This window comes from Oscillibacter sp., assembly GCF_032060045.1.
Lineage (GTDB): Bacteria > Bacillota > Clostridia > Oscillospirales > Oscillospiraceae > Oscillibacter.
Genome location: NZ_DAMBZJ010000030.1, coordinates 1 through 23,584, shown reverse-complemented (window position 1 = coordinate 23,584; position 23,584 = coordinate 1). Strand labels below are relative to the sequence as shown.

Genomic DNA, 23,584 nt, shown 5'->3' with positions numbered 1-23,584 from the left:
GTACCATTTCCCCTATTCATTAACAAAGGACCGTCACGCGCAGTAAACGCGTGACGGTCCTTTGTTTTAATCAGCTTCCCGCAAGCCGGTTCATGGCAGCGATGGAATAGCGCTGGCCATAATAGATATCGTAGATAATGGCGCTGCGCAGCTCCATCAGCTCCCGATCCTCATCGCTCAGCGGCGCGTCGGACGTATTCCAATAGGGAGCGCCTTGCGCGGTGACACAGTACAAATCCGTATTCACCAGCAGCGCCTTCGACAGCCGCTCTTGCATGGCCCAATAGCGTGTGCGGGGCATATTTGCCGCGTCCAGCACTGCCGGACCAAGCGCCATAAGCCCTGTGTCCTGCCTTGTCCCGGCGGACTGCTTCAAAAGCGCTGCATCGTTAGCCCAGATGAGATAATCGGTGGAGTACAGGTCTGCCACCTGGTCAATACTCCAGCGGGAGCAGTCGTTGCTTTCGCAAAGGCCCAGATGGCTGTAAACCGTGCCTCCGTCGGTCATAAACAGGTTGGGCCGGTGGTCGCCGAAAAAGACCACCACCGTAGGCTCTTCCCGTTCTCTCAGTGCGTCGGTCAGCTCGGCCAGCGCCTGATCCGCCCGGATCAGCCCCTCCAGCATTACCCGTGTAATCGCCAGATTTTCTTCACTCAACTGGTCGCTGGAAACTTCCAACTGACACTTGTAACCAAATTTTTCGGGATTAAAGGGCTGGTGATTCTCCATGGAAATACCGAAGAGAAACGCCTTTTTTCCTTCTTCATTGGCGGCGTCCAGCCGGTTGAGAAGCGCTTGCGTAAACACATGGTCACTAAGATAGTAACCACCGGCATAGGGATTTCCCTGAATATTCAAATCCAGCGCTTGCATTTCAGCAGAAAACAGCAGACGATTAAATCCCATTTTGGGATAGGTCACCGTGCGGTTATAAAGACTGTTGTTGTAGGAGTGAAGCATCTCCGTTTCATAGCCGGCCGACTGAAAGGACGTTGCCACAGAGTCCAGCAGGCTGTAATCCCCATCGTCCCGGAAAGAAAGGTTGGTTCCCGGCTTTAGATCTTTCCCCGTCAGGCCAGTAAAAATGGACTGCTCGATGTAGCCAGTGCCATAGCCCAGATAGCTGGAATAAAACCGCCCGGAAATTCCCTCCCCACTCAGTCGGTGAAAGTTTTCCGCAGGGTCGCCGGAAAGGGTCAGCCCCGGCAGGCGGGTCATATCATAAAACGACTCGGAGAGTATGAAAATCACATTGGGCTGCACCCTAGTGGGTTCGGGAATACAGGAAACTCTTAAAAGCTCGTCCAGCTTTTCCACCACATGCTGCATATACTCCGGTCCATACCCCTCTGGTTCCCGGCTTGCCAGCAAACACAGATCACGCCAAAGGCCCACGGTCAACCCATAGTCCCGGTATGAAATGGCGGACATCATGCGATCCTGCGTATTCACGGAAAAGGCCCGTCCCAGCGCAGACCCGCCGGGGCCCATCACCAACCCAAGCCCGAGAGACACCACCGCCGTAGCCAGCACAAACCGGATGCGCCCGCTGCCAAGGGTGAGCTTTTTGCCAAGGAGAAACAAAAACAACGTCACCAGCACCAGCATTCCCATGGCGGCCCATCCATGGCCGGGAATGTTTAAATCGCCCGCTACGCCCATCACCTGGTCCAACTGGCCGATCATGCCAAAATCCTCGACCTCCAGCGGCGTTCCATTGATGGCGAGTTTAAAATAGCTCACCAGCGCCAGCGTCACTCCCACGGTGGAAGAGGCCAGCGCCCCGACCCAAAGCCGCCCGGTCAAAAGACCTATAAGCAGCGCGCCGCCGCCGTAAAACACCGCCGTCAGGCAAAAAGGCGGCAGTGCCCCAAGGCACCAGTCCAGCGCAGCCTGCGCGTCCCCCAGCGTAATCCACTGGATAGCAAAGGCCACCGCTCCGCCAAGCGCCAGCGCCTCCAGCAGCACCAGCGCGGACTTTCCGATTTTTAAAAGCATCTGCTTCAATGTACTTCCTCGCTTTCAGGAGAAAACGGGACACGGCAGTCTCCGTGTCCCGCCTTTCGCTTTTTCAGGGCACTGTGCGCAGAAAGAAGCGCAAAGCCTTAGTAAGCCAGTTTCTCCGCCAGATACTGTTTCAGTCCATCAATGGGCAAGCGCACCTGCTCCATGGTGTCCCGGTCCCGGACGGTGACGCAGTGATCTCCGGCCTTTTCGTCGTCGCCCACGGTGTCAAAGTCCACGGTGACACAATAGGGTGTGCCGATCTCATCCTCCCGGCGATAACGCTTTCCGATAGAGCCGGTCTCGTCAAAGTCCACCATCCAGTCGGCGGCAAGCATCTGCTGAATCTCCCGGGCCTTGTCGCCCAGCTTTTTGCTCAAAGGCAGCACCGCCACCTTGAACGGCGCGATGGCGGGATGGAAGCGCATCACCACGCGGGTGTCGTTCTTCTCTGCGTCCACCACTTCCTCGTCATAGGCCTCCACCAGCAGGGCGAGGGTCATGCGGTCTGCGCCCAGAGACGGCTCGATGACGTAGGGGACATAGTGCTCTCCTGCCTCCTGATCGAAATAGGTCAGGTCCTGACCGGAGTGCTCCTGATGCTGAGAGAGATCATAGTTCGTCCGGTCGGCCACGCCCCACAGCTCACCCCAGCCAAAGGGGAATTTATACTCAAAGTCCGTGGTGGCCTTAGAATAGAAGCTCAGCTCCTCCTTCTCGTGGTCCCGAAGGCGCAGGTTGTCGTCCTTCACGTTCAGGCCCTTCAGCCACTCATGGCAATAGTTGCGCCAGTATGCGAACCACTCCAAATCCGTGTCCGGCTTGCAGAAAAATTCAAGCTCCATCTGCTCAAATTCCCGAATGCGGAAGATAAAGTTGCCCGGTGTAATCTCATTGCGGAAGGACTTGCCCACCTGACACACACCAAACGGCAGCTTGCGGCGGGTAGTTCTTTGTATATTTGCAAAATTCACAAAAATACCCTGCGCCGTTTCAGGCCGGAGGTACACCTCGTTGGCACTTCCCTCCGTCACGCCCTGATGAGTTTTAAACATCAGGTTGAATTTGCGGATGTCGGTAAAGTCGGATTTGCCGCAGCCGGGGCAGGGAATCTGCTTTTCCCGGATATAGGAAACCAGCGCCTCACCGTCCATAGACTCCACATTCACGTTGGGGATGTTGTTTTCCTGATTATACGCCTCCACCAGCTTGTCGGCCCGGTGGCGCATCTTGCAGGCGCGGCAGTCGATGAGTGGGTCGTTAAAGGTGGCCACGTGGCCGGAGGCCACCCACACCTGGGGATTCATCAAAATGGCGGCGTCCAATCCCACGTTGTAGGGATTCTCCTGAACAAACTTTTTCCACCACGCGCGCTTGACGTTGTTCTTCATTTCCACGCCCAAAGGGCCGTAGTCCCAGCTATTGGCCAGACCTCCGTAAATCTCGCTTCCAGGAAACACAAAGCCCCGGCTCTTGCACAGAGCCACAATTTTTTCCATGGTCTTTTCGGTGTTATTCATAATCTCCCTCTTCCTTTCCTCCGGTAAACACGTCTAAAATTAAAAAACGCCCCGAGCAAAGCTCAGGGCGAACAATTGTCCGCGGTGCCACCTGAATTCGCGCCAAGAAGCGCGCACTCTGACCCGGTAACGGCGGGGACCGGCGCATCCTGCTTTCGCTCAAATGCACGGCTCGGGGGCGCCTTCTCTCCCTTCCGGTAAGGACTTGCACCAAAACGTCCTCTCTCTTCGCCCGGAAACAGGGGATACTACTCCCTTTCACAGCCTCTTGAAATATCGTGGCCTACTCTATCACCTTTTCCCCAAAATGTCAAGTTGCTTTCCGAAGGCCCATGTCAATTAAACATGCCGCCTTGTGCTGCATTCCACACAGCCGCAGATAACGCTTGATGGCGCCAACACTCAAGGTAATAAGAAATCAAAACGCCTCGCCTCCAAACGGCGTTAGAGACGAGGCGTTTTGATTATTCAAGTTTTCTTAAAGCGAGGAAATTGATCCGCCGCTTTTTCTGTGGAACTGGAAACATTCTTTAAGAAATCACGTTTCCTCCGCAATAATTACCCGGACCTGTTTTCCGGCGGTAGAACCGAAGTTATCAACCCAGCCGGTCAGTTTATAATCCGACGAATTGATGGAGCCCAGGTCCACTTGATAGTAATTCAAAACAAAGTTTGCATCCCTTTTGCGCAGATAAACCTGCACCCCGCTGTTCAGCGTATAGGTCGTATTGCCGCCCATAGCGCTGACGGAGCTGAGACTATTCAGAATCACGGACTGAAGCGTACGCATACTTTTGATTTCACCGTCGCTGTTAAACTGAACGCCCACACCTCCGGCTTCCACACCAAACGTTTTCCCGTTGTTGTTAAGTGTGACGGTGGCACCGTCCTTCAGTCCGGAATAACTGCCGCTGAGCGTGCCGTCGCTTATTTTCGGCACGGATGTCAGATAATAGTAAGACCAGGTATCACCCGTGACGTCGTCCAAAAGCAGGTGGGTAATTTCGCCACTTGTATTGGTGACGTAGTAGCGGATATTATCGGTCGAAAGCGTATAGCCCGCAAGACGGCTGGGATAGATTTTTGCCCACGCACCGTTGGAGGCGGTATCCAAAATCTGCACATCTCCTGCAAAAAGTTTGTCTCCCAGCTTGGTTCCTTCCCGATTTATTGCCCCGCTGAGGGCCTTGGGGGTCAGCTGGGTGACGGAAGCGCCGCTGTCCGTCATGCTGGCAGAAACCAGACTTCCCACTGTATAGGCGCCCCGCTTGCCGACGGAAAAGGTATGAACCACGCCGTCGGTGCAGGCCACGCTTACGCGGACCTCAGTTGCTGCGGTGGATCCGGAAGAAGATGCGTCGGCCACGGCGGTTACCACGCCGTAATAAACCGTGTTGGCTACGCTGCCATTGACCACATCCACTACTTCGCCGTTCATCCCCAGCAGAAGCAGAGCGGTGTCTCCCACCTTGAATCCACCCATAGACGACAGTTTATAAGCCGCCGTGGCGTTTCCGACGGGATAGGTCTTCGTACCAACGGTAACCGAGGTGGGCGCAGCTGCGCTGGGCAGCAGGGCGGTAATGGTGCCGCCTGCCCGATCGGTATAAATCCACACCGTCTGCATCCCCGCGTTATAATAATAGACATCGTACTGTTGCACGGCGGACATAGAAGACGTGGCGCCATTGCGGTACACAGAGGCCGCGGAAGAGGCAAAGGGCAGTTCCAGCAAATTCCCGCCGCTTGTTGCCACGTAGGGCCCGCTCAGATTGGCGGAAACCACTGCGGCATAGTCCACGTTGCCATTGGTGACAGTATAACCCAGCGTGACGGCGTAAATCTTTGCATCGTTGGTCTGCGCCGTCAGGGCATTATAGAACAGGTACACGCAATCGGACCGCGTCATGTACGCGCCCTTCCCAATGGAAATCTGATCCCGCAGTCCCAGCGAGCTGGCCTTGCTCAACTGCGCGGAGGGAAAGGATCCCGCCAGCGCCGAGGAGTCGTATCCCAAAAGGCGCAGCACAGTGGCACATGCCTGCTCCAGCGTAATGCTCTGGCTGGGCCGGAAGGTGCCGTCGGTATATCCCGTCATCCACCCCTCGTTGACAGCAATTTTAATATACTGAGAAGCCCAGTGGGTGCTGTTCACATCTTTAAAGAGCGAAACACCCTCTCCATCCCCCACGCTGTCCTTATACGAAGAAGCGTTTACCAGCATTTTCGCAAATTGTGCGCGGGTGACAAATCCCCCCAGATTCAAATTTCCGGCGGAATCCCCCGTCATAATCCCCAGCGCCCGAATGGTTTGGACTTCGCCGCTGTTTTCCAAAACGGCTGCTCCAGCAGGGATCGCAATCAGACCGGGGAGCAGGAATACCGCCATTAAAAGGCATAGAATTCGTTTTTTCATAGGTTGTTTTTTCCTTTCTAAGCGCAGCAGGCACAACGCGACCTTTTGGCGTACCGCACCCCTGTCAATCATAATGCAGCGCATCAATGGGATTCAATCGCGCCGCTTTTTTTGCCGGCAAATACCCAAACACGATGCCGATAAATGTGGAAATTCCAAATGCCCTCATCACTGCACCAATGGATGGACTGACCGTCATGTTATCCTGAATCAGTGCCGTCATGATGACGGTGGCGACGGAAGTAAGCCCATATCCCACAGTGATGCCCAGCAAGCCGCCCAGCGCAGAGGTGGTGGCGGCCTCCATCACGAACTGCTGCATGATAGACCGCTCTTTTGCACCCAGCGCCTTACGAATGCCAATTTCCCGCGTCCGCTCTGTAACGGACACCAGCATGATGTTCATAATGCCGATGCCGCCCACCACCAGAGAAATCGCCGCAATTCCCGCCAGAATTCCAATCATGACGTTGAGTTGGGCATTCATCGATTCCAGCATTTGGGCCATGCTGATCACCCTATACGCGTCTTCATCTGAAAAAATATCATAGAGATATTTCTCAATAATGGAAACACTCATCGCAACCTGCGTCTCGTCCACCACGGTAAGCGAATAGCTGTTGATCGTACCGTTATAGGACATGCGTGCCGCAGTGGAATACGGCAGAAAGACGCAGTCGTCCGTTTCCCCCTTCTTCATCTCACCACTGGTTTTCTGTGTCATGACTCCTATAATCAAAAAGTTTCTTCCGTTTAAGCGGATCGTCTGGCCCACGGCGTTGCCATCGTAATACGTGCTGTTGAGGTAATTCCCCACTACGCAGACATTTCGTCGCTTTTCAATATCCACATACTGAAGGCCCCGACCGGAAGAAACCGTATAGCCCTTCATCTTGAAATATCCCTCGCTGACCCCCGTGACCGTGGTAAGCTTTGAAGTTTCCGTTCCAATTTTAACGCCGTCGGACAGACTGACCATAGGGGAAATCTGTTCAAAATAGTCGGAATTTTCCTCTACCAGCTCATACATCTGTGCCTCAGACACACTTCGGGAGCTGCCCCGCCCCATAATGGACACCGACACGATATTAGTGCCCATGTCGGCAAATTGGTCGCGCATGTACTTTTCCAAACCGTTTCCAAGGCCAACAATTACAATTACCGCCGCAATGCCGATGATAATTCCCAGCATGGTCAAAAAGGTGCGCATCTTGTTTCCCTTGATATTTTTAACCGCGAGCTGGAAGGCTTCCGTCAGTTTCATTGTCCATCCCCCATTCTCGCCAGGCTTGACGACACCAGTGCTTCCGGCGCGCGGGAATCTCCGTCGTAAATGACCTGTCCGTCCTCCAGACGGATAATTCGCTGGGCCTGAACGGCGATGGAGTTGTCGTGGGTAATCAAAACCACTGTTTTCCCGGCGGCGTGAAGCTTCTGCAAAAGGGACAGCACTTCCCTTCCGGTGCGCGAATCCAGCGCGCCGGTCGGTTCGTCGGCCAGAAGCACCGGAGGCTCTCCTACCAGCGCCCGGGCAATGGAAACCCGCTGTTGCTGGCCTCCTGAAAGCTGCGCAGGCCGGTGGTTTATCTTGCTTTCAAGTCCCACCATTTCCAGTGCCACTCTGGCCCTTTCCCTCCGTTCGTTTCTGGGAACCCCGGCATACATCATGGGCACTTCCACATTTTCCAGCAGCGTCAGCTTGGGAAGCAGATTGTACTGCTGAAAAATGAAGCCCAGCATTTTATTGCGAATTTCCGCCAGTTGGTTTTTATCCAGTGAACCTACATCCCGGTCGTCCAGCAGATAAGTCCCGCTGGTTGGAACGTCTAAGCATCCAATAATATTCATGCAGGTAGATTTTCCGGAGCCAGACTGGCCCACGATCGCCACAAATTCGCCCCTTTGTATTTGAATGGAAATGTGATTTGCGGCCCGGACAATCGAATCGCCCATCTCATAAACTTTGGATACATCTTGAAATTCAATCAGAGCGCTCATTCCACCGGTCCTCCGCCGTCGGGGCCTCCACCGTCGCGCCCCCCGTCCATCTCACCTTCGCCGCCGCCATCCTCCATCATCTTATCCATTTCGGGGGAATTGTTGGAAGCGGGCAAATAGGCGACCGTATCGCCATCCTGAAGTCCGGAGCTAATTTCAATGTAATCATCGTTGCTGACACCTGTTTTCACAGACACATAGACGTAGTTTTCGGGTGCTTTGTCCTCCAGCGCGTTGACCGCACTGGGGGAATCGGCGGTAATCAACACTTTATTTCCCCGCTCCAACGCGGCACTGGGGATGGAAAGCGCGTTGTCATTTTCCGCAAGTACAATTTTCGCGTCCACATTCATCCCCGGCCACAGTTTGCCGTAGTCATTGATGCGAACGGTGACGGGATAGGTGGTGGCACTGTTGTTGGTGGTTCCGGCCATAGAAATCTTCGTCACCTGACCGGTAAACGTCTCACCTTCCACAGCGTCTGCCGTAATGGTGACGTTTTGCCCGACGGACACCTGCGTGATATCCAGCTCATCTACGCTGAGCGTCATTTCAAGATAACTCAGATCATAAATAATGCAAAGTGTCTTTCCGGATTCCACTTTCTCGCCGGCCTTGATTTGTTTATCCACAATGGTTCCGTCAATGGGGGAATTTATGGTGTAATCCTCCAACTGCTTTTGAGAGGTTTCCATACTCAGCTCCGCACTTTTCAGGTTATCCTCTGCAGACTGAACGGAGTCGTTGGCTGCGTTGGCGGCAAAGGTTACAATGGCCTGCCCGGCGGACACCGTTCCTCCCTCTTTCACATTGATGGCGGCCACGGTGCCGCCAGAGGAGGCAACCACATCCTCCGCCGCACGATACTGTAAGGTGGCGTTTTCACTGGAGCCGCTGCCGTTAATGGTGGCGGTGGCCGCCTGTGTGTCCGTCAGCCCTCCCGGATTTGCCACGGAGACTGTTACACTGCGCACAATGCGGTTTCCGTTAAGGACCGTGTCCGCTCCCGAAATCGCGGTAACTGTTCCGGAAAGCGTCTCAAAGGAGCCGTCCAGCACCACGGACGCGCTCTGCCCCACATAAAAGCTCTTCGCATCATCTGATGCGAAATGTACCTTCAGCGTCATGGCGGAATTGTCCCGCACGGTAGCCACGGTCTGCCCTGCCTTCACCACGTCGCCTGTTTTTACATCCAAAGATGCCACGGTTCCCGACACAGGAGACTGCGCATAGGCCGCCTTTTCAAAGCTGCGCTGGGCCTGATTCAGCAAAAGCTGAGACTTTTCCAAATTACTGCTGACGCCGGAGCTGTCCAGCTCATAGAGAACCGTATCCTTGGTGACGGTATCCCCTTCTTCAAAATTTGCCGATAGAATTTCTCCCTCCTTCAATGTGGTGACGGTATAGGAGTTGGCAGGCTGGAGCGTGCCCGTTCCGCTGAGCGCCTGCGTAATTGGGCGATAGGACACGGCTTCCTGCGTGTAAGTAATCTGTGCGGCATCTTTATTTTTGCTGCAACCCCGCAGCATTAAAGACACCGCCACTACCAGCACAACGGCCAGAATCAGCCACTTGCGCAGTTTCTTCCGGCCCCACAGACCTTTCAGCTTTTCAATCATGCCAAGTCCCCTTTTTTTCACCGGACTACCGTCCAGCCCCTGCTCCTCTTCGCTTTTCTTCAATTCCTTTTTCATACGATCCCTCATTTCCTCACATAAGCCTCGTATTTGGCTCTGTGCTGTGATATGTGCCACCAAAATATTTTCCACGATTTACCTTGAACAAAGCTTAAAACTTGCAACGCTTCAGCGCGTCTTATTCTGTTGCCCGAGCGCAGCATTTTTATTGTATTATAACAATAATACAAATTTTCAAAAAGTCAAGTCCTTTGGCTAAATTTTTTCTTCTCTATAAAAACAATTTGTGCCAAAGCGCTTTTTGAAACTGATTTCAGGCATCAAAAAAGAACGGCGAGGTAAAGTTACCTCGCCGTTCTTTTTTGATATTCAACGAATTGTTCGCAAATCGTTTCCTCAGCGCACGTAGGACACCACAACCCGCCGATTGGGGTCGCTTCCAATGGAACCGGTGGCTACGTTCGGCTCATCCTGCAAAGCGGCGTGAATGATATGGCGTTCATAGGCGTTCATAGGCTCCAGCGTCACGCTGCGGCGATACTTAACCACCTTCGCAGCCACCTTGCGGGCCAGATGGTCCAGACTCTCCTCCCGCTTGGCGCGGTAGTTCTCCGCATCCACGGAAACCCGCACCCGGCCTGTACCGGAACGGTTCACGCAATAACCAGTGAGCTGCTGAATCGCATCCAGCGTCTCGCCCCGACGCCCAATGATCTGCCCCATGCCGGAGCCTTCCAGAATCACCTGATACCGCCCCTTTTCAGGCAGGTATACGCGAATCTGTGCTTCCACTTCCATTTTTTCCAGAAGTCCGGAGAGGAACGTGCGGATAGCCACCGCCTTTTCATCTTGTATCTCCTGGCCCAAGGGCTTGGAAACCTGCTCGGCAGGCGCAGACGCCGCTTCCTTCACGACAGGCTCGCGATTCTTTTTCACAAGCTCTGTCTCGGGCTTCTCCGCCCGGGGTGCGGGTTTCACCACAGGTTTGGCAGTGGGCCTGACGACGGGCTTGCTCTCCGCCTTGGGTTTGGCGGGGACAACTTCCGAAACAGCAGGCGTTTCTTCTTCGCCGCTATAGGTCACGCGGACCTTTGCGGGCGTGCTGCCAATCCCCAGAAATCCGGTTTTAGCACGTTCCAAAATCTCAACGGACACGTCGTCCCGTTCCATGTTTAACTGTGAAAGCGCGCGGGCAATGGCTTCCTCCTCCGTCTTGCCCGTTACGTCAATATAACTCATGGCAAAAACTCCTTATTTCTCGTTGGAATCATACCGATTCTCCTGATAGGCGCGCCCGCGGGCATAAGGACGGTCGCCCACGCGGCCATTTTCATTTGTGCTGGCTTTCTTGGGTTTGTTGCTCTTCGCCACCTGCGCGGCTTTGCGCTTTTCCTTCAAAGACGGCTTCAGAGCCTGCTGTTGGCGCAGCTCCTCCTGCTTGTCCCGGGCCTCTTCTTGGCGGCGGCGACGGTCAGTCTCAATGGCCTCCTGCCGCTGATTTTCCTCTTCCTCGATCTTCTGGTTATAGAACTTGCCCATAAACCACTCCTGCACCGCGGAAAAAGCGCTCTGGGCAATCCAGTACACGCACAATGCAGCAGGCAGGGTAAAGCCGATCCACAAAGACATCAGAGGCATCATCCACAGCATTGTTTTCATCTGCCGGGCGGCGGGGCTGCTCTTATCCTGTCCCGCCATAGACGCCATGCTCATCAAAAAGCTGAGTCCCGCAGAAATCACGGGCATCAGAATCACGCCGATATTGCTCCACTCAAATACAAATGTCTTTAGCACATTGCTGGGCAGAACCGACAGATCCATCCCCAGGAAGCTATAATTCACGCTGATCCAGCCGGGGGTGCTGGCTGCAAATTGAGGAAGCTGGGTATTGATGGCGTTAACCATCATAATCTGCCCGAAGGAGGTGACATGCAATGCTCCGTCCTTGGCAGTGCTGGCAATGTCGGCGATATTCACGCCGGCAGATTGCAGTGCGGCCAGCGCCGAATCCACCACGCTTGCATCCAGCATCATGAAATGGGTGATAGGCTGACGGATAATCGCATACAGCGCAATAAGGAAAAACATGGGCAGCATGCTCCACAGGCAGCCGCTCATAGGGTTAACTCCATGCTCGGCATACATCTTCTGTGTTTCCTCATTCTGCTTGGCGGGGTTATTGGCGTATTTTTTCTGGATTTCCTTCATCTTTCCGCTCATGCGGTTCATGCGGATCATACTCTTTTTGCTCTTCATCTGGAACGGCAGCAGCACCAACTTGATCACCAGCGTGAAGAAAATCAGGGACAGACCATAGGAGCCGGTCATATTGTAAAATAACCGCAAAAGGGCGGCAAACGGGATACAGACGTAATATCCCATGGTTCCTAAAAATCCCATTGGAAGACTCCTTTGTGTACAAATCTCGCTACGCTCAGGGCACGGGGTCGTAGCCACCCCTGTGAAATGGGTTGCAGCGGAGAACACGGCGCACAGCCAAATACCCGCCCTTTAGCGCGCCATATTTTTCAATGGCTTCCAACGCATATTGAGAGCAGGTAGGGTAAAACCGGCAGCAGGGCGGGCGAAGCGGCGAGATTGCACTTCGGTAAAATCTCACCAGTGCCAACATCACTCGTTTCACCCAAGCGCCTCCTTCAAAAGCCCCAGCTTCCCCGAAAGCTTTAAAAAGCTGCTATTCAGCTCTTCCCAAGGCATATTGACGGCCCGGTGGCGCGCCACCAGAACCAAATCGTAGCCCTGACGCATCAGGTGCTGATTCAGCCGATAGGTTTCCCGCAGCCTGCGGCGCGCCCGGTTGCGGACCACCGCATTTCCAAGCTTGGTGGATACGGTAACCCCCATCCGGTTGTGCCCCAGTCGGTTTTTTCGGCAGTAAATCACAAGCCCGCTTCCGGCAGCAGAAGCACCCTTGCCATAAAGACGGCGAAACTCATGATTTTTTTTCAGCGTAACGGCTTTTTTCATGCATTCTCCTGTTCGTTTCCGATGACCGAGGATCTGCCAACCATGCCAATAAGGGACGGAGGAAAACCGATTTCCTGCCGTCCCTGTCTATTTTGTTCAGCAGGTCCTCCGCGAGAAAAACCCCGCGCGCAGCAACTTAGTAGCTGAGCTGAGCACGGCCCTTGGCGCGGCGGCGGGCAAGAACCTTGCGGCCGTTGGCTGTGGCCATCCGCTTGCGGAAGCCGTGGACCTTCTGTCCGTGGCGCTTCTTGGGCTGATAGGTACGTTTTGTCGCCATGTTGAGACACCTCCTGTACTGAAATCTTTTCCGGCCGTCTGTTAGACAGCTCTTACTCGACACGGCGCAAGCGCCGCGCAGTAAACAATTAAAAAACGCAAATCTAGCGCACGGAACAGTATACATGGAAATCAAAATACTGTCAATAAAAACTTGTAAACGCCGAAATTTTCAGCCAAATTGCCTTTTTTTGAGAACCTGACGGACAAAACCACAAGATGTCCGTTTTTTATCGTCGCTTTTTCCAGATATTGTGCCTTTCCATCCCATTTTTTCAATTCTTATTTATTAGAATAAGTGTTGTTTTTTTTCACGTATTTTGGTATAATCATTGGGTGTATGATTTCCCCTGCTTGCAGGGAAAGAGAGGTGTCTTTACTTTTGAATTCCGTAGCCGACGTCTGGACAAACGTCCTCACTCAGTTAAAACGCGACCTCTCGGAGACGACCATTGCCACCTGGTTTGACGAACTGGAAGCCGTGGATCTCCGGGACGGCGTTTTTTATCTGCACTGTCCCAACGATTTCAAGAAAAATTACATTGAAAGCCTGTTCATAAAAAACATTAAGGCCGCGCTTCACGATATCTTTTCCACCGATTTTGAGGTAACTGTCCTCACCGCCGAAGAATACGCCATTTTTTCTGGCAGCGTCCAGAAAAAGAAGTCGGAGGCATTTACCTCCGACGAATTCACCTTTGAACGCTTTGTGGTGGGTTCCAGCAATAAGCTGGCACATGCCGCCTGTATCTCCGTGGCGGAGCATCCGGCAAAGAACTACAATCCACTGCTGATTTACGGGGATTCCGGCCTGGGAAAGACCCACCTGATTTACTCCATTGCCCACGTCATCAAAAAGGATGACCCCAACGCAAAAATCGCCTATGTAAAGGGCGATGATTTAACCAACGAGCTGGTGGAGGCCATTCAGGGCGGTAAAACCGCCGAAATGCGGGAGAAATACCGCAAAGCGGACCTGTTTCTGGTGGATGACGTGCAATTTATAGCCGGGCGAAAGCAAACGCAGGAAGAATTTTTCCACACCTTCAATAATCTTTACGAATCCGGAAAGCAGATCGTGCTCACCTCCGACCGTCCTCCCTCCGAAATGATGCAGTTGGAGGACCGGCTGCGCACTCGGTTTGAATGGGGGCTTTTGGTGGACGTGGCTCCGCCAGACTATGAAACCCGCATGGCCATCATCAAAAATAAGGCCGCTTTGCTTGGCATGGAAATTCCCAACAAGGTAGCCGCTTACATCGCCGAACGTGTCACTTCCAACGTTCGGCAGCTTGAGGGCACCATCAACAAGCTTCTCGCCTATAAAGACCTTTTGGGGGACGACGTAGATGAGGACTTGGTGAAGCGGGCCATTCAGGATATTCTCCGAAGGGGTGAAAATCTTCCCACTTCGGAATCCATCGTGGATTTTGTCTCCAAGTATTATGGCGTGGCCGCCGAAGTTATTCGGGGGCAACAGCGGGTGCGTGAGGCAGTGGCTGCCCGTCAGGTTGCCATGTACCTGATCCGCAGCATGACAAACCTCTCCAGCGACGACATCGGCAAGTTCTTCGGAAACCGCGATCACTCCACCGTGCTGTATTCCATTGAGAAAGTGGAGCGGCAAATGAAGTCTGACGCAGGCTTTGCCGAAGCGGTGAAAGAGATCAAAACAAACATCAGCTCCAAGCACTGAGTTTTCCCCACTTCTCCTGTGGAAAAGGAAAACAGTTTTGTGGAAAACTGGGGTCTTTCTACCCATTGTGGAAAAACACCCCGGTTTTCCCAACCTGTGTCCGTAATAACTTTTCCTGTGCTGTCAGGGATTTCCGCACTTTTCCACCGTTTTTGTCCCTCTACTATGACTATCACTAAGAAATATATCTTTCTTTTCTAAAAGAACGCAAAATTGCAAACTTTCGCCTTGTTTCCCCTCTTTCATCAAAAAAAGAAAAACCTCCACAGAAAGGAATAAAGCCTATGAAATTCTCCTGTGAAAAAGCGCTGCTGCAAAGCGCAGTGGCCGTGGCTTCCCGCGCGGTGTCTCAGAAAAGCTCAATTCCCGCGCTGGAAGGTCTTCTGCTTCGCGCCAGCGAAACGGTGACAGTTTCCGGCTATAACATGCAGACCGGAATTCGTACCATTCTTTCCGCCGACGTGACAGAGCCTGGCGAACTGGTGTTGAACGCACGTCTGTTCGGCGACATTATCCGGCGGATGCCGGATGACATGATCACCTTCTCTTCTGACGACAGGCTGACAGTCCGCCTTCAGTGCGGAGACGCGGATTTTAACATCATGGGTCTCAGCGCCGCGGACTATCCCGACCTTCCGGAGGTCGAAGACGAATATTCGGTCTCTATTCATCAGAAAACCCTCCGCTCTATGATTGAGGAGACTCTGTTTGCTGTCTCCACCAATGAGAGCCGCCCAGTCCACACCGGGTCCCTGTTTGAAATTAGCGAAGACGGACTGACTGTTGTGTCCGTAGACGGTTTTCGACTTGCCATCCGCAAAGAACCGTTGGAGCGGGTCAACGGCGGATACTTTTCCTTTGTTGCACCGGGCTCTGCTTTAAATGAAATTGAAAAAATCTGCGGTGACGTGGAGGATACGGCGGCAATTACCTTGGGAAAACGCCATATTTTATTTGAGGTTGGCGAAACGCAGCTCATCTGCCGTCGTCTTGAAGGGGATTTTCTGGACTACAAGAGCGCTGTTCCCCGGAAAAACCCAATTTCCGTCGTGGCCGACACCAAAGAACTAATTCAGAGCATTGACCGAGTGAGCGTTGTGATTTCCGAAAAGCTAAAAAGCCCGGTACGGTGTCTGTTTGACAAAGATCGGGTGATCCTCTCTGCAAAAACCGCAAATGGTGAAGCCAAGGACGTCTGCCGCGTGGCGGGCGACGGCGGCGAGCTGGAAATCGGTTTTAACAACCGCTATTTAATGGAGGCTTTGCGCTATGCTCCGGCCGATACGGTGAAAATCGAGTTAAACACAGGCGTTTCCCCTGCCGTTATTGTCCCCACGGAAGGTGAGGAGAATTTCCTTTATATGGTGCTGCCTGTGCGGCTGAAAGCGCAGGACTAGTATGAAAACTGTCACGATCACGACGGAATATGTCAAGCTTCAGGATCTTTTGAAACTGGCAAATTTGGTTTACTCTGGTGGCGAAGCCAAAGAGCGCATTCAAGGCGGAGAGGTCATGGTAAACGGTGAAACCTGCACCCAGCGGGGCAAAAAGCTGCGTCCCGGTGACGTGGCCCGGTTGGATGAGCAGGAGTGTACTCCGGTTTATGCGCATTGACGGACTGTATCTGGAGAATTTCCGCAACTATACCCGGCAAGAGCTGTCCTTCGATCCAGATTGCAACGTAATTTTCGGAGACAACGCACAGGGAAAGACCAATCTGCTGGAGGCTGTTCAATATCTTTCCTGTGGCGGGTCCGACCGGGCGAAAAGCGACCGGGAGCTGATCGACTTTTTAGCGGAAAGTGCTGTTTTATCCGGAGTGGTTTTTTCAAGAGAGCGGGAATTTATTCTGCGGGCAGAGCTGTACCGTGGAAAACGCAGAAAGCTCTGGATCAATAAAGTTCCCGCCAAAACAGCGGGAGAGCTTTCCGGTGTGCTGCAAACCGTGTTTTTCTGTCCGGAGGATTTACTGTTGATTCGGGACGGCGCGGCGGCGCGGCGGCGGTTTTTGGATAAAGCCTTGTGCCAGCTTCGGCCCCGCTATGCCTCTGCCCTTGCATCCTATCGGCGGGCATATGCCCACAAAACCCGGATTCTGCGGGATTGCGAACAGCAGCCCGGCCTTTTGCAGATGCTGCCGGAATTTAATGAGCGGTTGGTGCAGTGCGGCGCGATACTGATTCACTATCGGGCGCGGTTTGTAGAGAAGCTGGCGGCTATAGCCGCCGCGAACCACGCGGATTGCTCCGGCGGAAAGGAATGCCTGTCCGTCTCCTATAAAACTGTTTCCTCCGTGCAGGATCCCTTGGTGGAGCCTGCAATTTTGGCGGGACAGCTTCGCAGCCATATGGAAAGCCATAAATGCGCGGAGTTTGCCTCCCGGTTGTGCCTGTCCGGACCGCACAAGGACGACCTTGTGGTGGAAATCGACGGGCGGGACGCAAAAACCTATTGCTCGCAGGGGCAGACACGTACGGCGGCTTTGAGTCTGAAGCTGGCAGAGCGTGAGATTTACAAAAATGCTTCTGGTGAAGCGCCCGTACTGCTGCTGGACGATGTCCTCTCCGAGTTGGACCCCCGGCGGCAGGAATTTGTGCTGAATCGCATCGCGGGCGGGCAGGTGTTTATCACCTGTTGCGAGGATGACCGGCTTCCTGTGCTTCTTGGGGGAAAAGTGTTTCATGTGGCAAATGGTCAGGCCAAGTAAACGCTTGCGCCCGTAATGTTTCACGTGAAACTTAAAGGAAAATATGCGCTTTGAGCATTTAATGGAAAAAAGGAGGGTGCACCTTGTATCTTCATATCGGTCAGAACGAAATTGTTCCTGAAAACCGGGTGGTGGGCATTTTTGATCTGGACAAATGCAGCTACGATAAAAGGACCCGCGAATATCTTGCAAAAGCCGAGAGCGAGGGCGTGGTGCTGGACGTTTCCGGGGCTTTGCCAAAGTCCTTTGTGGTGTGCGATCATCCCTATCACCCACAAATTGTATATCTTTCCCAGCTTGCACCCGCCACGCTGCAAAAACGGGCGGAAAGCCTGAAGCTGGAGCTGTAAGCATTTCAACGGCGGTTGATACAAGGGATGAAGGAGTGGTCTTTTGAATGACCTTGAATTAAGAAATAAATGGCGATATGGAGGCGGTTTTTAAGCAGGTTTAAATCGCAAAAAAGGACGCAGGGGCAGGGAGAAGCGGGCCTGCAAAACCGCGGACCCGGCTCTGCTTGCCCTGTTATACGGAAGGAGAAACCAAATGGCGGAAAATGAGACACTAAATCCCACCACGGTGGGCGCGGAAAATGAATATGACGCATCCGAAATACAGGTGCTGGAGGGACTGGAGGCCGTTCGCAAGCGGCCCGGTATGTATATCGGGTCCACGTCCTCCTCGGGCCTTCATCATCTGGTATATGAAATTGTAGACAACGCCATCGACGAGGCGCTTGCTGGCTACTGCACGGATATTCTGGTGCAGATCAACGCCGATGGGACCATCACGGTGGTGGACAACGGACGGGGTATCCCCGTGGACATTCAGGCCCAGACGGGAAAGCCCGCACTGGAAGTGGTTTACACTGTGCTCCATGCCGGAGGAAAGTTCGGCGGAGGGGGGTATAAGGTTTCTGGTGGACTGCATGGCGTTGGCGCCAGCGTGGTAAATGCGCTGTCTGAATGGCTGGTGGTGCAGGTTCACCGGGACGGAAAAATTTACGAAATGCATTTTTCCCGTGGTGAAATTACCAAGAAGATGGAGGTGGTGGGTACCACCGACCACAACGGCACCACCGTTACCTTCAAGCCCGATCCGGAGATGTTCCGTGACACTACGGATTATGAATATGACATTCTTCATACGCATATGCGGGAACAGGCATTTTTAAACGCGGGCCTAAAAATCAAGGTGGCAGATCTGCGGGAGGGCCGGGAACAGGCCGACGAGATGTATTACGCCGGCGGCATCCGGGAGTTTGTTACGTTCCTGAATCGCACCAAGGACCCCATTCACTCGGAAGTGATTTATATGTGCGGAAGCAAGGACGACTCGATGGCTGAAATTGCCCTGCAATATCACGACGGGTATAACGAAACTATGCTTTCCTTCGCCAACAATATTCATACGCCGGAGGGCGGTATGCACGAAGAGGGGTTCAAGCGCGCTCTTACCAACGTGCTGAACGCTTATGGCAAGAAAATCGGTATGCTCAAAGAAGGCGACAAGGTTTCTGGCGAGGACTGCCGAGAGGGACTTACTTGCATTATCTCTGTAAAGCTCACCGACGCGCAGTTTGAGGGCCAGACGAAAGCGAAGCTTGGCAACAGCGAAATTCGCACGCTGGTGAACGGAATTGTCTCCACAAAGCTTGAAACCTATCTGGAGGAGAATCCTCAAGTGGGTCGGATGATTCTAGATAAATCTCTCACGGCTAATCGCGCACGGGAAGCCGCCCGGAAAGCACGGGAATCTATCCGGCGTAAGACGGCGCTGGGCGGCGCGGCCATGCCCGACAAGCTGCGGGATTGCAACGAAGCCAACCCGGAGCTTACCGAGCTCTACATCGTCGAGGGCGATTCCGCAGGCGGCTCCGCCACACAGGGGCGGGACTCCCGTTTTCAGGCAATTCTGCCACTGTGGGGCAAGATGCTGAACGTGGAAAAGGCCCGGGCCGATAAGGTGTATGGCAACGATAAGCTCCAGCCCGTGATTACGGCGCTGGGCGCGGGTATCGGAGAGGAATTTGACATCTCCCGCCTGCGTTACCACAAAATTGTCATTATGGCGGATGCGGACGTGGACGGTTCCCATATTCGTACGCTGCTTTTAACCTTCTTCTTCCGCTTTATGCGGCCGCTGGTAGAGCAGGGGTATGTCTACGCTGCGGTCCCTCCCCTGTTTAAGCTGAGCCGGGGCAAGACCTCCCGAGTGGCTTATACCGAGGAAGAGAGCCGCGTGATCTCCACAGAGCTGAAGCAGGACAATCCAAACGCAAGGGTGGATATCAGCCGTTATAAGGGCCTTGGTGAGATGAATCCCCACGAGCTGTGGGAAACCACTATGGACCCGGAGAAGCGGACGCTGCGCCGCATCACGCTGGATGACGCGGTGGCTGCCGACGAGACGTTCTCCATTTTGATGGGTGAAAAGGTGGAGCCGCGGAAGGAATTTATCGAGAAGAACGCGAAATACGCGGTCAATCTGGACTATTGAGGGAGGAGAACCGAACATGAGTAAGAAACCACAGTACGATCCCGAGGAGATTCGGTTCCCCAACCAGAAAATTGAGCAGTCCCCTCTGGTCACGGAGATGCAGAAATCCTATATCGAATACGCTATGAGCGTCATTGTCGGCCGCGCGCTGCCGGACGTGCGGGACGGACTGAAACCCGTCCACCGCCGAATTTTGTACGCCATGTACGAGGACGGCCTGACCTTTGAAAAGGCTTTCCGAAAGTGCGCCACCGCCGTTGGTGACGTGCTGGGCCGATACCATCCCCACGGAGATGCGTCGGTATACGACGCGTTGGTGCGCCTGGCGCAGGACTTTTCCATGCGCTATATGCTGGTGGACGGACACGGAAACTTTGGTTCCGTGGACGGAGATCCCCCGGCTGCATACCGATACACTGAGGCCCGTCTCTCCAAAATTTCTGAAGAAATGCTTCGTGATATTGAAAAAGAGACGGTGGATTGGTCCCCCAACTTTGATGAGACGAGAAAAGAACCCAAGGTCCTCCCCTCTCGCTTTCCCAACCTGCTGGTCAACGGCTCCAGCGGCATCGCCGTGGGTATGGCCACCAACATCCCGCCCCACAACTTGCGGGAGGTCATCGGTGCGTGTATCCATGTGCTGGAGGACCCAGAGGCCCAGCTTGCCGACCTGATGCAGCATGTCAAGGGTCCGGATTTCCCCACAAAGGGCATGATTATGGGGCGCAGCGGCATTCGTGCTGCCTATGCTACTGGCCGTGGCCGGGTGGTCATCCGCGCCCGGACAGAATTTGAGGAGTTTGGTAAGGACCGTACCCGTATCGTGGTGACAGAAATTCCCTATCAGGTCAATAAGCGGATGTTGATTAAAAACATGGCCGATCAGGTAGAGGATAAGCGGCTGGAAGGCATTTCCGACATCCGGGACGAATCGGACCGGAACGGCATGCGCATTGTTATCGAGCTGAAGCGGGACGCAAACCCACAGGTGGTGCTCAATCGCCTATTTTCCCAGACACAGCTTCAGTCCAGCTTTGCAATCAATATGCTGGCGCTGGTAGATAATCAATCTCAGCCGAAAATTCTGTCTCTGCGGCATATTATTGACGAGTACCTCCGTTTTCAGGAAGATTTGATTATCCGCCGGACGCAGTACGACCTGAAAAAAGCGCAGGAGCGCGCTCACCTGCTGGAAGGCCTGCTCATTGCGCAGGACCATATCGACGAAGTTATCCGGGTCATTCGCAGTAGTTATGACAACGCCAAGCAAAACCTGATGGAAAAATTCGGTCTGGACGAAGTTCAGGCGCAGGCCATCTGCGAGATGCGTCTGATTTCTCTCCAGGGCCTGAACCGGGAAAAGTTGGAGGCAGAGTATAAGGAGCTGGAAGAAAAAATCCGGCATTATGAGGACCTTCTTGCCTCCAACGAAAAGATTCGTGCCGTGCTGAAAGAGGAACTGACTGCCATCGCTGAAAAATATGGCGATGACCGCAAAACCGAGATTCAGGATGTGGAAGACGAAATCGACATTGAGGACCTGATCGAAGAGGAGGAGTGCGTCTTCACTTTGACGGAGGCGGGCTATATCAAGCGGACTCCTGTCAGCGAATATACGGCGCAGTCTAAGGGCGGTATGGGCAAAAAGGGCATTACCACCCGGGAAGAGGACGTGGTGGTGGACGTATTCACCGCCTCTACCCACGACTATATCCTGTTCTTTACCGATACGGGAAAGGTCTATCGAAAGAAGGGCTATCAAATTCCTGAATCGGGAAAAACCGCCAAGGGGACGAACCTGATCAACATTCTTCAGATTGAACAGGGTGAGCGGGTGCAGACCATGGTCCATACCCGGTCTTTAGAGGACACGAGCCGATTCTTCTTCATGGTGACCCGGAACGGCACGGTGAAGCGTCTGCCGGTGGCTACCTTGAAAAATCTGCGGAACAACGGAATCCGCGCCCTGCGGATGGACGAGGGAGACGCGCTGATTACCGTCCGGGAGACGGATGGAACCAAGCGGATTCTGATTGCCACTCACGACGGGCAGGCCGTCTGCTTTGATGAGACGGACGTACGCGCCATGGGCCGGGACGCCACGGGCGTCCGGGGCATCCGCCTGCGGGAGGGCGACTATGTGGTCGCCGCCGCCCGTGCGCTGGAGGGAAAAACGGTTCTCTCCATCACGGAAAATGGCTATGGCAAACGCACTCCCGTGGAGGACTACCGGATTACAAACCGTGGCGGTCTTGGTATCCGAAACTACATGGTGACGGAGAAAACCGGCCCCGTGGTGGGCATGAAGGTGGTGGACGGAAACGAGGATCTGCTTCTGGTCACCCAGAGTGGTATTCTCATCCGCACGGCGGTGGACAGCATCCGCATTGCCGGGCGGTCCACCCAGGGCGTCATCGTCATGCGCTTTAAGGAAGACGGTGATCAGGTGATTTCCCTTGCCCTGACGGACAAGGAGGAGGCTTCCGAGGAAATGGCCAGTGAACTTCCCAATGGGGAAAGCGTCCCCGTTGAAGCAGAGACTTCCGAAGAAGCGAACACTTCTACCGAAGAGGAATCTTTGAAAGAGGATGGGACTTCCGCCGAGCAGGAATAACCATTAAAAGAAAAGGGCTTGCCTATGTCCCCGTCCAATAAGGATGTTTTCAGTTTTTAAGAGTTGCCGTAGGATGATTAAGTCCTACGGCTTTTCTCTTGCCTTAAACCCTGCCTAGGAAGTTGAAATAGACATCAACCTGCTGGGTATAGTTTTTCTTCTTCCAGCGTTCGGAACGCTCATGCACCACAATTTTTTCGATGAACTCTCGTACGATTTCAGGTGTCAGCTTCTGAATATCGGTGTACCTGTCCACAATGGTCATAAAGCGGTCGGCATTGAGCATGGTGTCTTTTCCAGAACGAATTTCCTGCTCCAGCTTGTTAGAACGCTGGGCAAGCTCCTGCCTTTCCGTTTCATAGTTTCCGGTCAAAGACTTAAACTGTGTTTCAGACAGATTTTCCAGTGCCAGCTGTTCAAACGCTTTCTGCAAGAGCCTATCTAAGTCTGAAAGACGTTTATGAGCCTTTTCCAGTTCGCGTATCTTAACGGAAAGCTCCTGTTTTAGCTGGCATTGGTGCTTATCCATTGCCCGCCCAAGGAATTGCTCTGTATGCTCCTTGGCTTCGGCTGTTACCCGCTGGATTTCCGAAAGCACAATCTGGTGCAGTGCCATGACCTTAATAGTGTGGGGAGTACACTCGTCCTTGTGTGCATGGTACTTTCCACAGGTGTAAGTATACTGTTCTTCGTTCCAGCTTCCGCAACGACAAAGGTAGTGCTTCGTTCCGCAAGTCTCGCATTCTACTAAACCCGAAAGCATATCCTGTTCGCCCATCTTATTGGGTCTGCGCTTGCCTTTCCGTACTCGTTGGACAATATCCCATGTTTCCCGGTCAATGAGCGGCTCGTGCGTATTCTCAAATCGAAGCCAGTTTTCAGGCGGATTTTTCCGTTGTTTCTTGCTCTTGAAAGAAGGAATGTATCCTCTGCAATTTACTGTAGTACCGATGTATTCCTCGTGTTCCAAAATTCCGCTAATTGTTCGGTTTGACCATGCATATGGCTTATCCACGTTCAAATAGCTATGAATTGCCCCGGATTGTTGATATTCGTACATGGCAGGCATGATAATCTTTTCCTCTCGCAGAATGCGTGCAATCTTGCTGGGGCCTAATCCACTGGCACACAAGGCAAAAATCCGACGAACAATCGGGGCAGTATCCTCATTAGGGCAACACCGCACAAAAAAAGCTGCGGTAAGTAGCCAGATATGATAAAATAGAAC

The 23,584-nt window shown here is 53.3% G+C and carries 19 protein-coding genes and 1 other annotated feature; of the genes, 7 read left to right on the top strand and 12 right to left on the bottom strand.

Features of this window, described 5'->3' with window-relative positions; translation table 11 throughout:
• Positions 1 to 70: 70 nt before the first annotated feature.
• From RT018_RS12070 to rpmH, 11 genes are all read right to left on the bottom strand, one after another.
• Entirely contained in the window at positions 71 to 1,999 is a 1,929-nt protein-coding gene (locus RT018_RS12070) for an LTA synthase family protein (protein WP_312942336.1), read from the bottom strand.
• A 107-nt stretch (positions 2,000 to 2,106) separates the two neighbouring features.
• Positions 2,107 to 3,525, bottom strand: coding sequence for a glycine--tRNA ligase (locus RT018_RS12065; RefSeq protein WP_312942310.1), 1,419 nt, complete (start codon positions 3,523 to 3,525; stop codon positions 2,107 to 2,109).
• 60 nt (positions 3,526 to 3,585) lie between these two features.
• Positions 3,586 to 3,796: a binding site (T-box leader), on the bottom strand.
• Between the two features lie 267 nt (positions 3,797 to 4,063).
• Entirely contained in the window at positions 4,064 to 5,941 is a 1,878-nt protein-coding gene (locus RT018_RS12060; protein WP_312942308.1) for an S-layer homology domain-containing protein, read from the bottom strand.
• Positions 5,942 to 6,005: 64 nt separating this feature from the next.
• Positions 6,006 to 7,205, bottom strand: a complete 1,200-nt coding sequence (locus tag RT018_RS12055; RefSeq protein ID WP_312942307.1) for an ABC transporter permease — start codon at positions 7,203 to 7,205, stop codon at positions 6,006 to 6,008.
• The gene (locus tag RT018_RS12050) at positions 7,202 to 7,939 is read right to left on the bottom strand and encodes an ABC transporter ATP-binding protein (RefSeq protein WP_312942306.1); all 738 of its coding nucleotides are present in this window, start codon (positions 7,937 to 7,939) and stop codon (positions 7,202 to 7,204) included. Before RT018_RS12050 ends, RT018_RS12055 begins: the two co-directional genes overlap by 4 nt.
• The gene (locus tag RT018_RS12045) at positions 7,936 to 9,633 is read right to left on the bottom strand and encodes an efflux RND transporter periplasmic adaptor subunit (RefSeq protein WP_312942304.1); all 1,698 of its coding nucleotides are present in this window, start codon (positions 9,631 to 9,633) and stop codon (positions 7,936 to 7,938) included. The genes RT018_RS12050 and RT018_RS12045 overlap by 4 nt, the downstream gene beginning before the upstream one ends.
• A 339-nt stretch (positions 9,634 to 9,972) precedes the next feature.
• On the bottom strand, positions 9,973 to 10,815 hold the full coding sequence (gene jag, locus RT018_RS12040; RefSeq protein WP_312942303.1) for an RNA-binding cell elongation regulator Jag/EloR: 843 nt from the start codon (positions 10,813 to 10,815) through the stop codon (positions 9,973 to 9,975).
• 12 nt (positions 10,816 to 10,827) lie between these two features.
• Positions 10,828 to 11,976 carry a membrane protein insertase YidC gene (yidC, locus tag RT018_RS12035; RefSeq protein ID WP_312942301.1) on the bottom strand — a complete coding sequence of 383 codons (1,149 nt, stop codon included), beginning with the start codon at positions 11,974 to 11,976 and terminating at the stop codon, positions 10,828 to 10,830.
• A 34-nt stretch (positions 11,977 to 12,010) separates the two neighbouring features.
• On the bottom strand, positions 12,011 to 12,208 hold the full coding sequence (yidD, locus tag RT018_RS12030) for a membrane protein insertion efficiency factor YidD (protein ID WP_397360258.1): 198 nt from the start codon (positions 12,206 to 12,208) through the stop codon (positions 12,011 to 12,013).
• An 8-nt stretch (positions 12,209 to 12,216) separates the two neighbouring features.
• Entirely contained in the window at positions 12,217 to 12,564 is a 348-nt protein-coding gene (rnpA, locus tag RT018_RS12025) for a ribonuclease P protein component (protein WP_312942298.1), read from the bottom strand.
• A 136-nt stretch (positions 12,565 to 12,700) separates the two neighbouring features.
• A complete protein-coding gene (gene rpmH / locus RT018_RS12020; protein ID WP_293009652.1) occupies positions 12,701 to 12,841 on the bottom strand; it encodes a 50S ribosomal protein L34 in 141 nt (46 codons plus the stop codon).
• A gap of 381 nt (positions 12,842 to 13,222) precedes the next feature.
• Here rpmH and dnaA point away from each other — a divergent pair, with 381 nt between their 5' ends.
• The 7 genes from dnaA to gyrA all read left to right on the top strand — a co-directional run bounded on the left by dnaA (position 13,223) and on the right by gyrA (position 22,356).
• Positions 13,223 to 14,536: a chromosomal replication initiator protein DnaA gene (gene dnaA, locus RT018_RS12015; RefSeq protein ID WP_312942295.1), complete on the top strand. Its 1,314-nt coding sequence runs from the start codon at positions 13,223 to 13,225 to the stop codon at positions 14,534 to 14,536.
• 284 nt (positions 14,537 to 14,820) lie between these two features.
• Positions 14,821 to 15,933, top strand: a complete 1,113-nt coding sequence (dnaN, locus tag RT018_RS12010) for a DNA polymerase III subunit beta (RefSeq protein WP_312942293.1) — start codon at positions 14,821 to 14,823, stop codon at positions 15,931 to 15,933.
• Between the two features lies 1 nt (position 15,934).
• Positions 15,935 to 16,150 (top strand): RNA-binding S4 domain-containing protein, encoded by a 216-nt coding sequence (locus RT018_RS12005; protein WP_312942291.1) that lies wholly within the window; start codon positions 15,935 to 15,937, stop codon positions 16,148 to 16,150.
• The gene (recF, locus tag RT018_RS12000; protein WP_312942289.1) at positions 16,140 to 17,243 is read left to right on the top strand and encodes a DNA replication/repair protein RecF; all 1,104 of its coding nucleotides are present in this window, start codon (positions 16,140 to 16,142) and stop codon (positions 17,241 to 17,243) included. The genes RT018_RS12005 and recF overlap by 11 nt, the downstream gene beginning before the upstream one ends.
• A gap of 83 nt (positions 17,244 to 17,326) precedes the next feature.
• The gene (gene remB, locus RT018_RS11995) at positions 17,327 to 17,593 is read left to right on the top strand and encodes an extracellular matrix regulator RemB (protein WP_312942287.1); all 267 of its coding nucleotides are present in this window, start codon (positions 17,327 to 17,329) and stop codon (positions 17,591 to 17,593) included.
• Positions 17,594 to 17,789: 196 nt separating this feature from the next.
• A complete protein-coding gene (gene gyrB, locus RT018_RS11990; RefSeq protein ID WP_312942285.1) occupies positions 17,790 to 19,742 on the top strand; it encodes a DNA topoisomerase (ATP-hydrolyzing) subunit B in 1,953 nt (650 codons plus the stop codon).
• 16 nt (positions 19,743 to 19,758) lie between these two features.
• Complete coding sequence (gene gyrA, locus RT018_RS11985) at positions 19,759 to 22,356, top strand: DNA gyrase subunit A (protein WP_312942282.1); 2,598 nt, start codon at positions 19,759 to 19,761, stop codon at positions 22,354 to 22,356.
• A gap of 103 nt (positions 22,357 to 22,459) precedes the next feature.
• Here gyrA and RT018_RS11980 read toward each other — a convergent pair.
• On the bottom strand, positions 22,460 to 23,584 hold a 1,125-nt coding region (locus RT018_RS11980; protein ID WP_312942281.1), incomplete at its 5' end, for a recombinase family protein.

What these genes read in the sequence shown, in the direction of transcription:
- yidD (WP_397360258.1), bottom strand. Translation starts at nt 12,208, where the DNA reads ATGTTGGCACTGGTGAGATTTTACCGAAGTGCAATCTCGCCGCTTCGC.
- rpmH (WP_293009652.1), bottom strand. Translation starts at nt 12,841, where the DNA reads ATGGCGACAAAACGTACCTATCAGCCCAAGAAGCGCCACGGACAGAAG.
- RT018_RS12070 (WP_312942336.1), bottom strand. Translation starts at nt 1,999, where the DNA reads ATGCTTTTAAAAATCGGAAAGTCCGCGCTGGTGCTGCTGGAGGCGCTG.
- RT018_RS12045 (WP_312942304.1), bottom strand. Translation starts at nt 9,633, where the DNA reads ATGAAAAAGGAATTGAAGAAAAGCGAAGAGGAGCAGGGGCTGGACGGT.
- gyrB (WP_312942285.1), top strand. Translation starts at nt 17,790, where the DNA reads ATGGCGGAAAATGAGACACTAAATCCCACCACGGTGGGCGCGGAAAAT.
- recF (WP_312942289.1), top strand. Translation starts at nt 16,140, where the DNA reads ATGCGCATTGACGGACTGTATCTGGAGAATTTCCGCAACTATACCCGG.
- rnpA (WP_312942298.1), bottom strand. Translation starts at nt 12,564, where the DNA reads ATGAAAAAAGCCGTTACGCTGAAAAAAAATCATGAGTTTCGCCGTCTT.
- RT018_RS12065 (WP_312942310.1), bottom strand. Translation starts at nt 3,525, where the DNA reads ATGAATAACACCGAAAAGACCATGGAAAAAATTGTGGCTCTGTGCAAG.
- RT018_RS12055 (WP_312942307.1), bottom strand. Translation starts at nt 7,205, where the DNA reads ATGAAACTGACGGAAGCCTTCCAGCTCGCGGTTAAAAATATCAAGGGA.
- yidC (WP_312942301.1), bottom strand. Translation starts at nt 11,976, where the DNA reads ATGGGATTTTTAGGAACCATGGGATATTACGTCTGTATCCCGTTTGCC.
- RT018_RS12050 (WP_312942306.1), bottom strand. Translation starts at nt 7,939, where the DNA reads ATGAGCGCTCTGATTGAATTTCAAGATGTATCCAAAGTTTATGAGATG.
- gyrA (WP_312942282.1), top strand. Translation starts at nt 19,759, where the DNA reads ATGAGTAAGAAACCACAGTACGATCCCGAGGAGATTCGGTTCCCCAAC.
- RT018_RS12060 (WP_312942308.1), bottom strand. Translation starts at nt 5,941, where the DNA reads ATGAAAAAACGAATTCTATGCCTTTTAATGGCGGTATTCCTGCTCCCC.
- jag (WP_312942303.1), bottom strand. Translation starts at nt 10,815, where the DNA reads ATGAGTTATATTGACGTAACGGGCAAGACGGAGGAGGAAGCCATTGCC.
- RT018_RS12005 (WP_312942291.1), top strand. Translation starts at nt 15,935, where the DNA reads ATGAAAACTGTCACGATCACGACGGAATATGTCAAGCTTCAGGATCTT.
- dnaN (WP_312942293.1), top strand. Translation starts at nt 14,821, where the DNA reads ATGAAATTCTCCTGTGAAAAAGCGCTGCTGCAAAGCGCAGTGGCCGTG.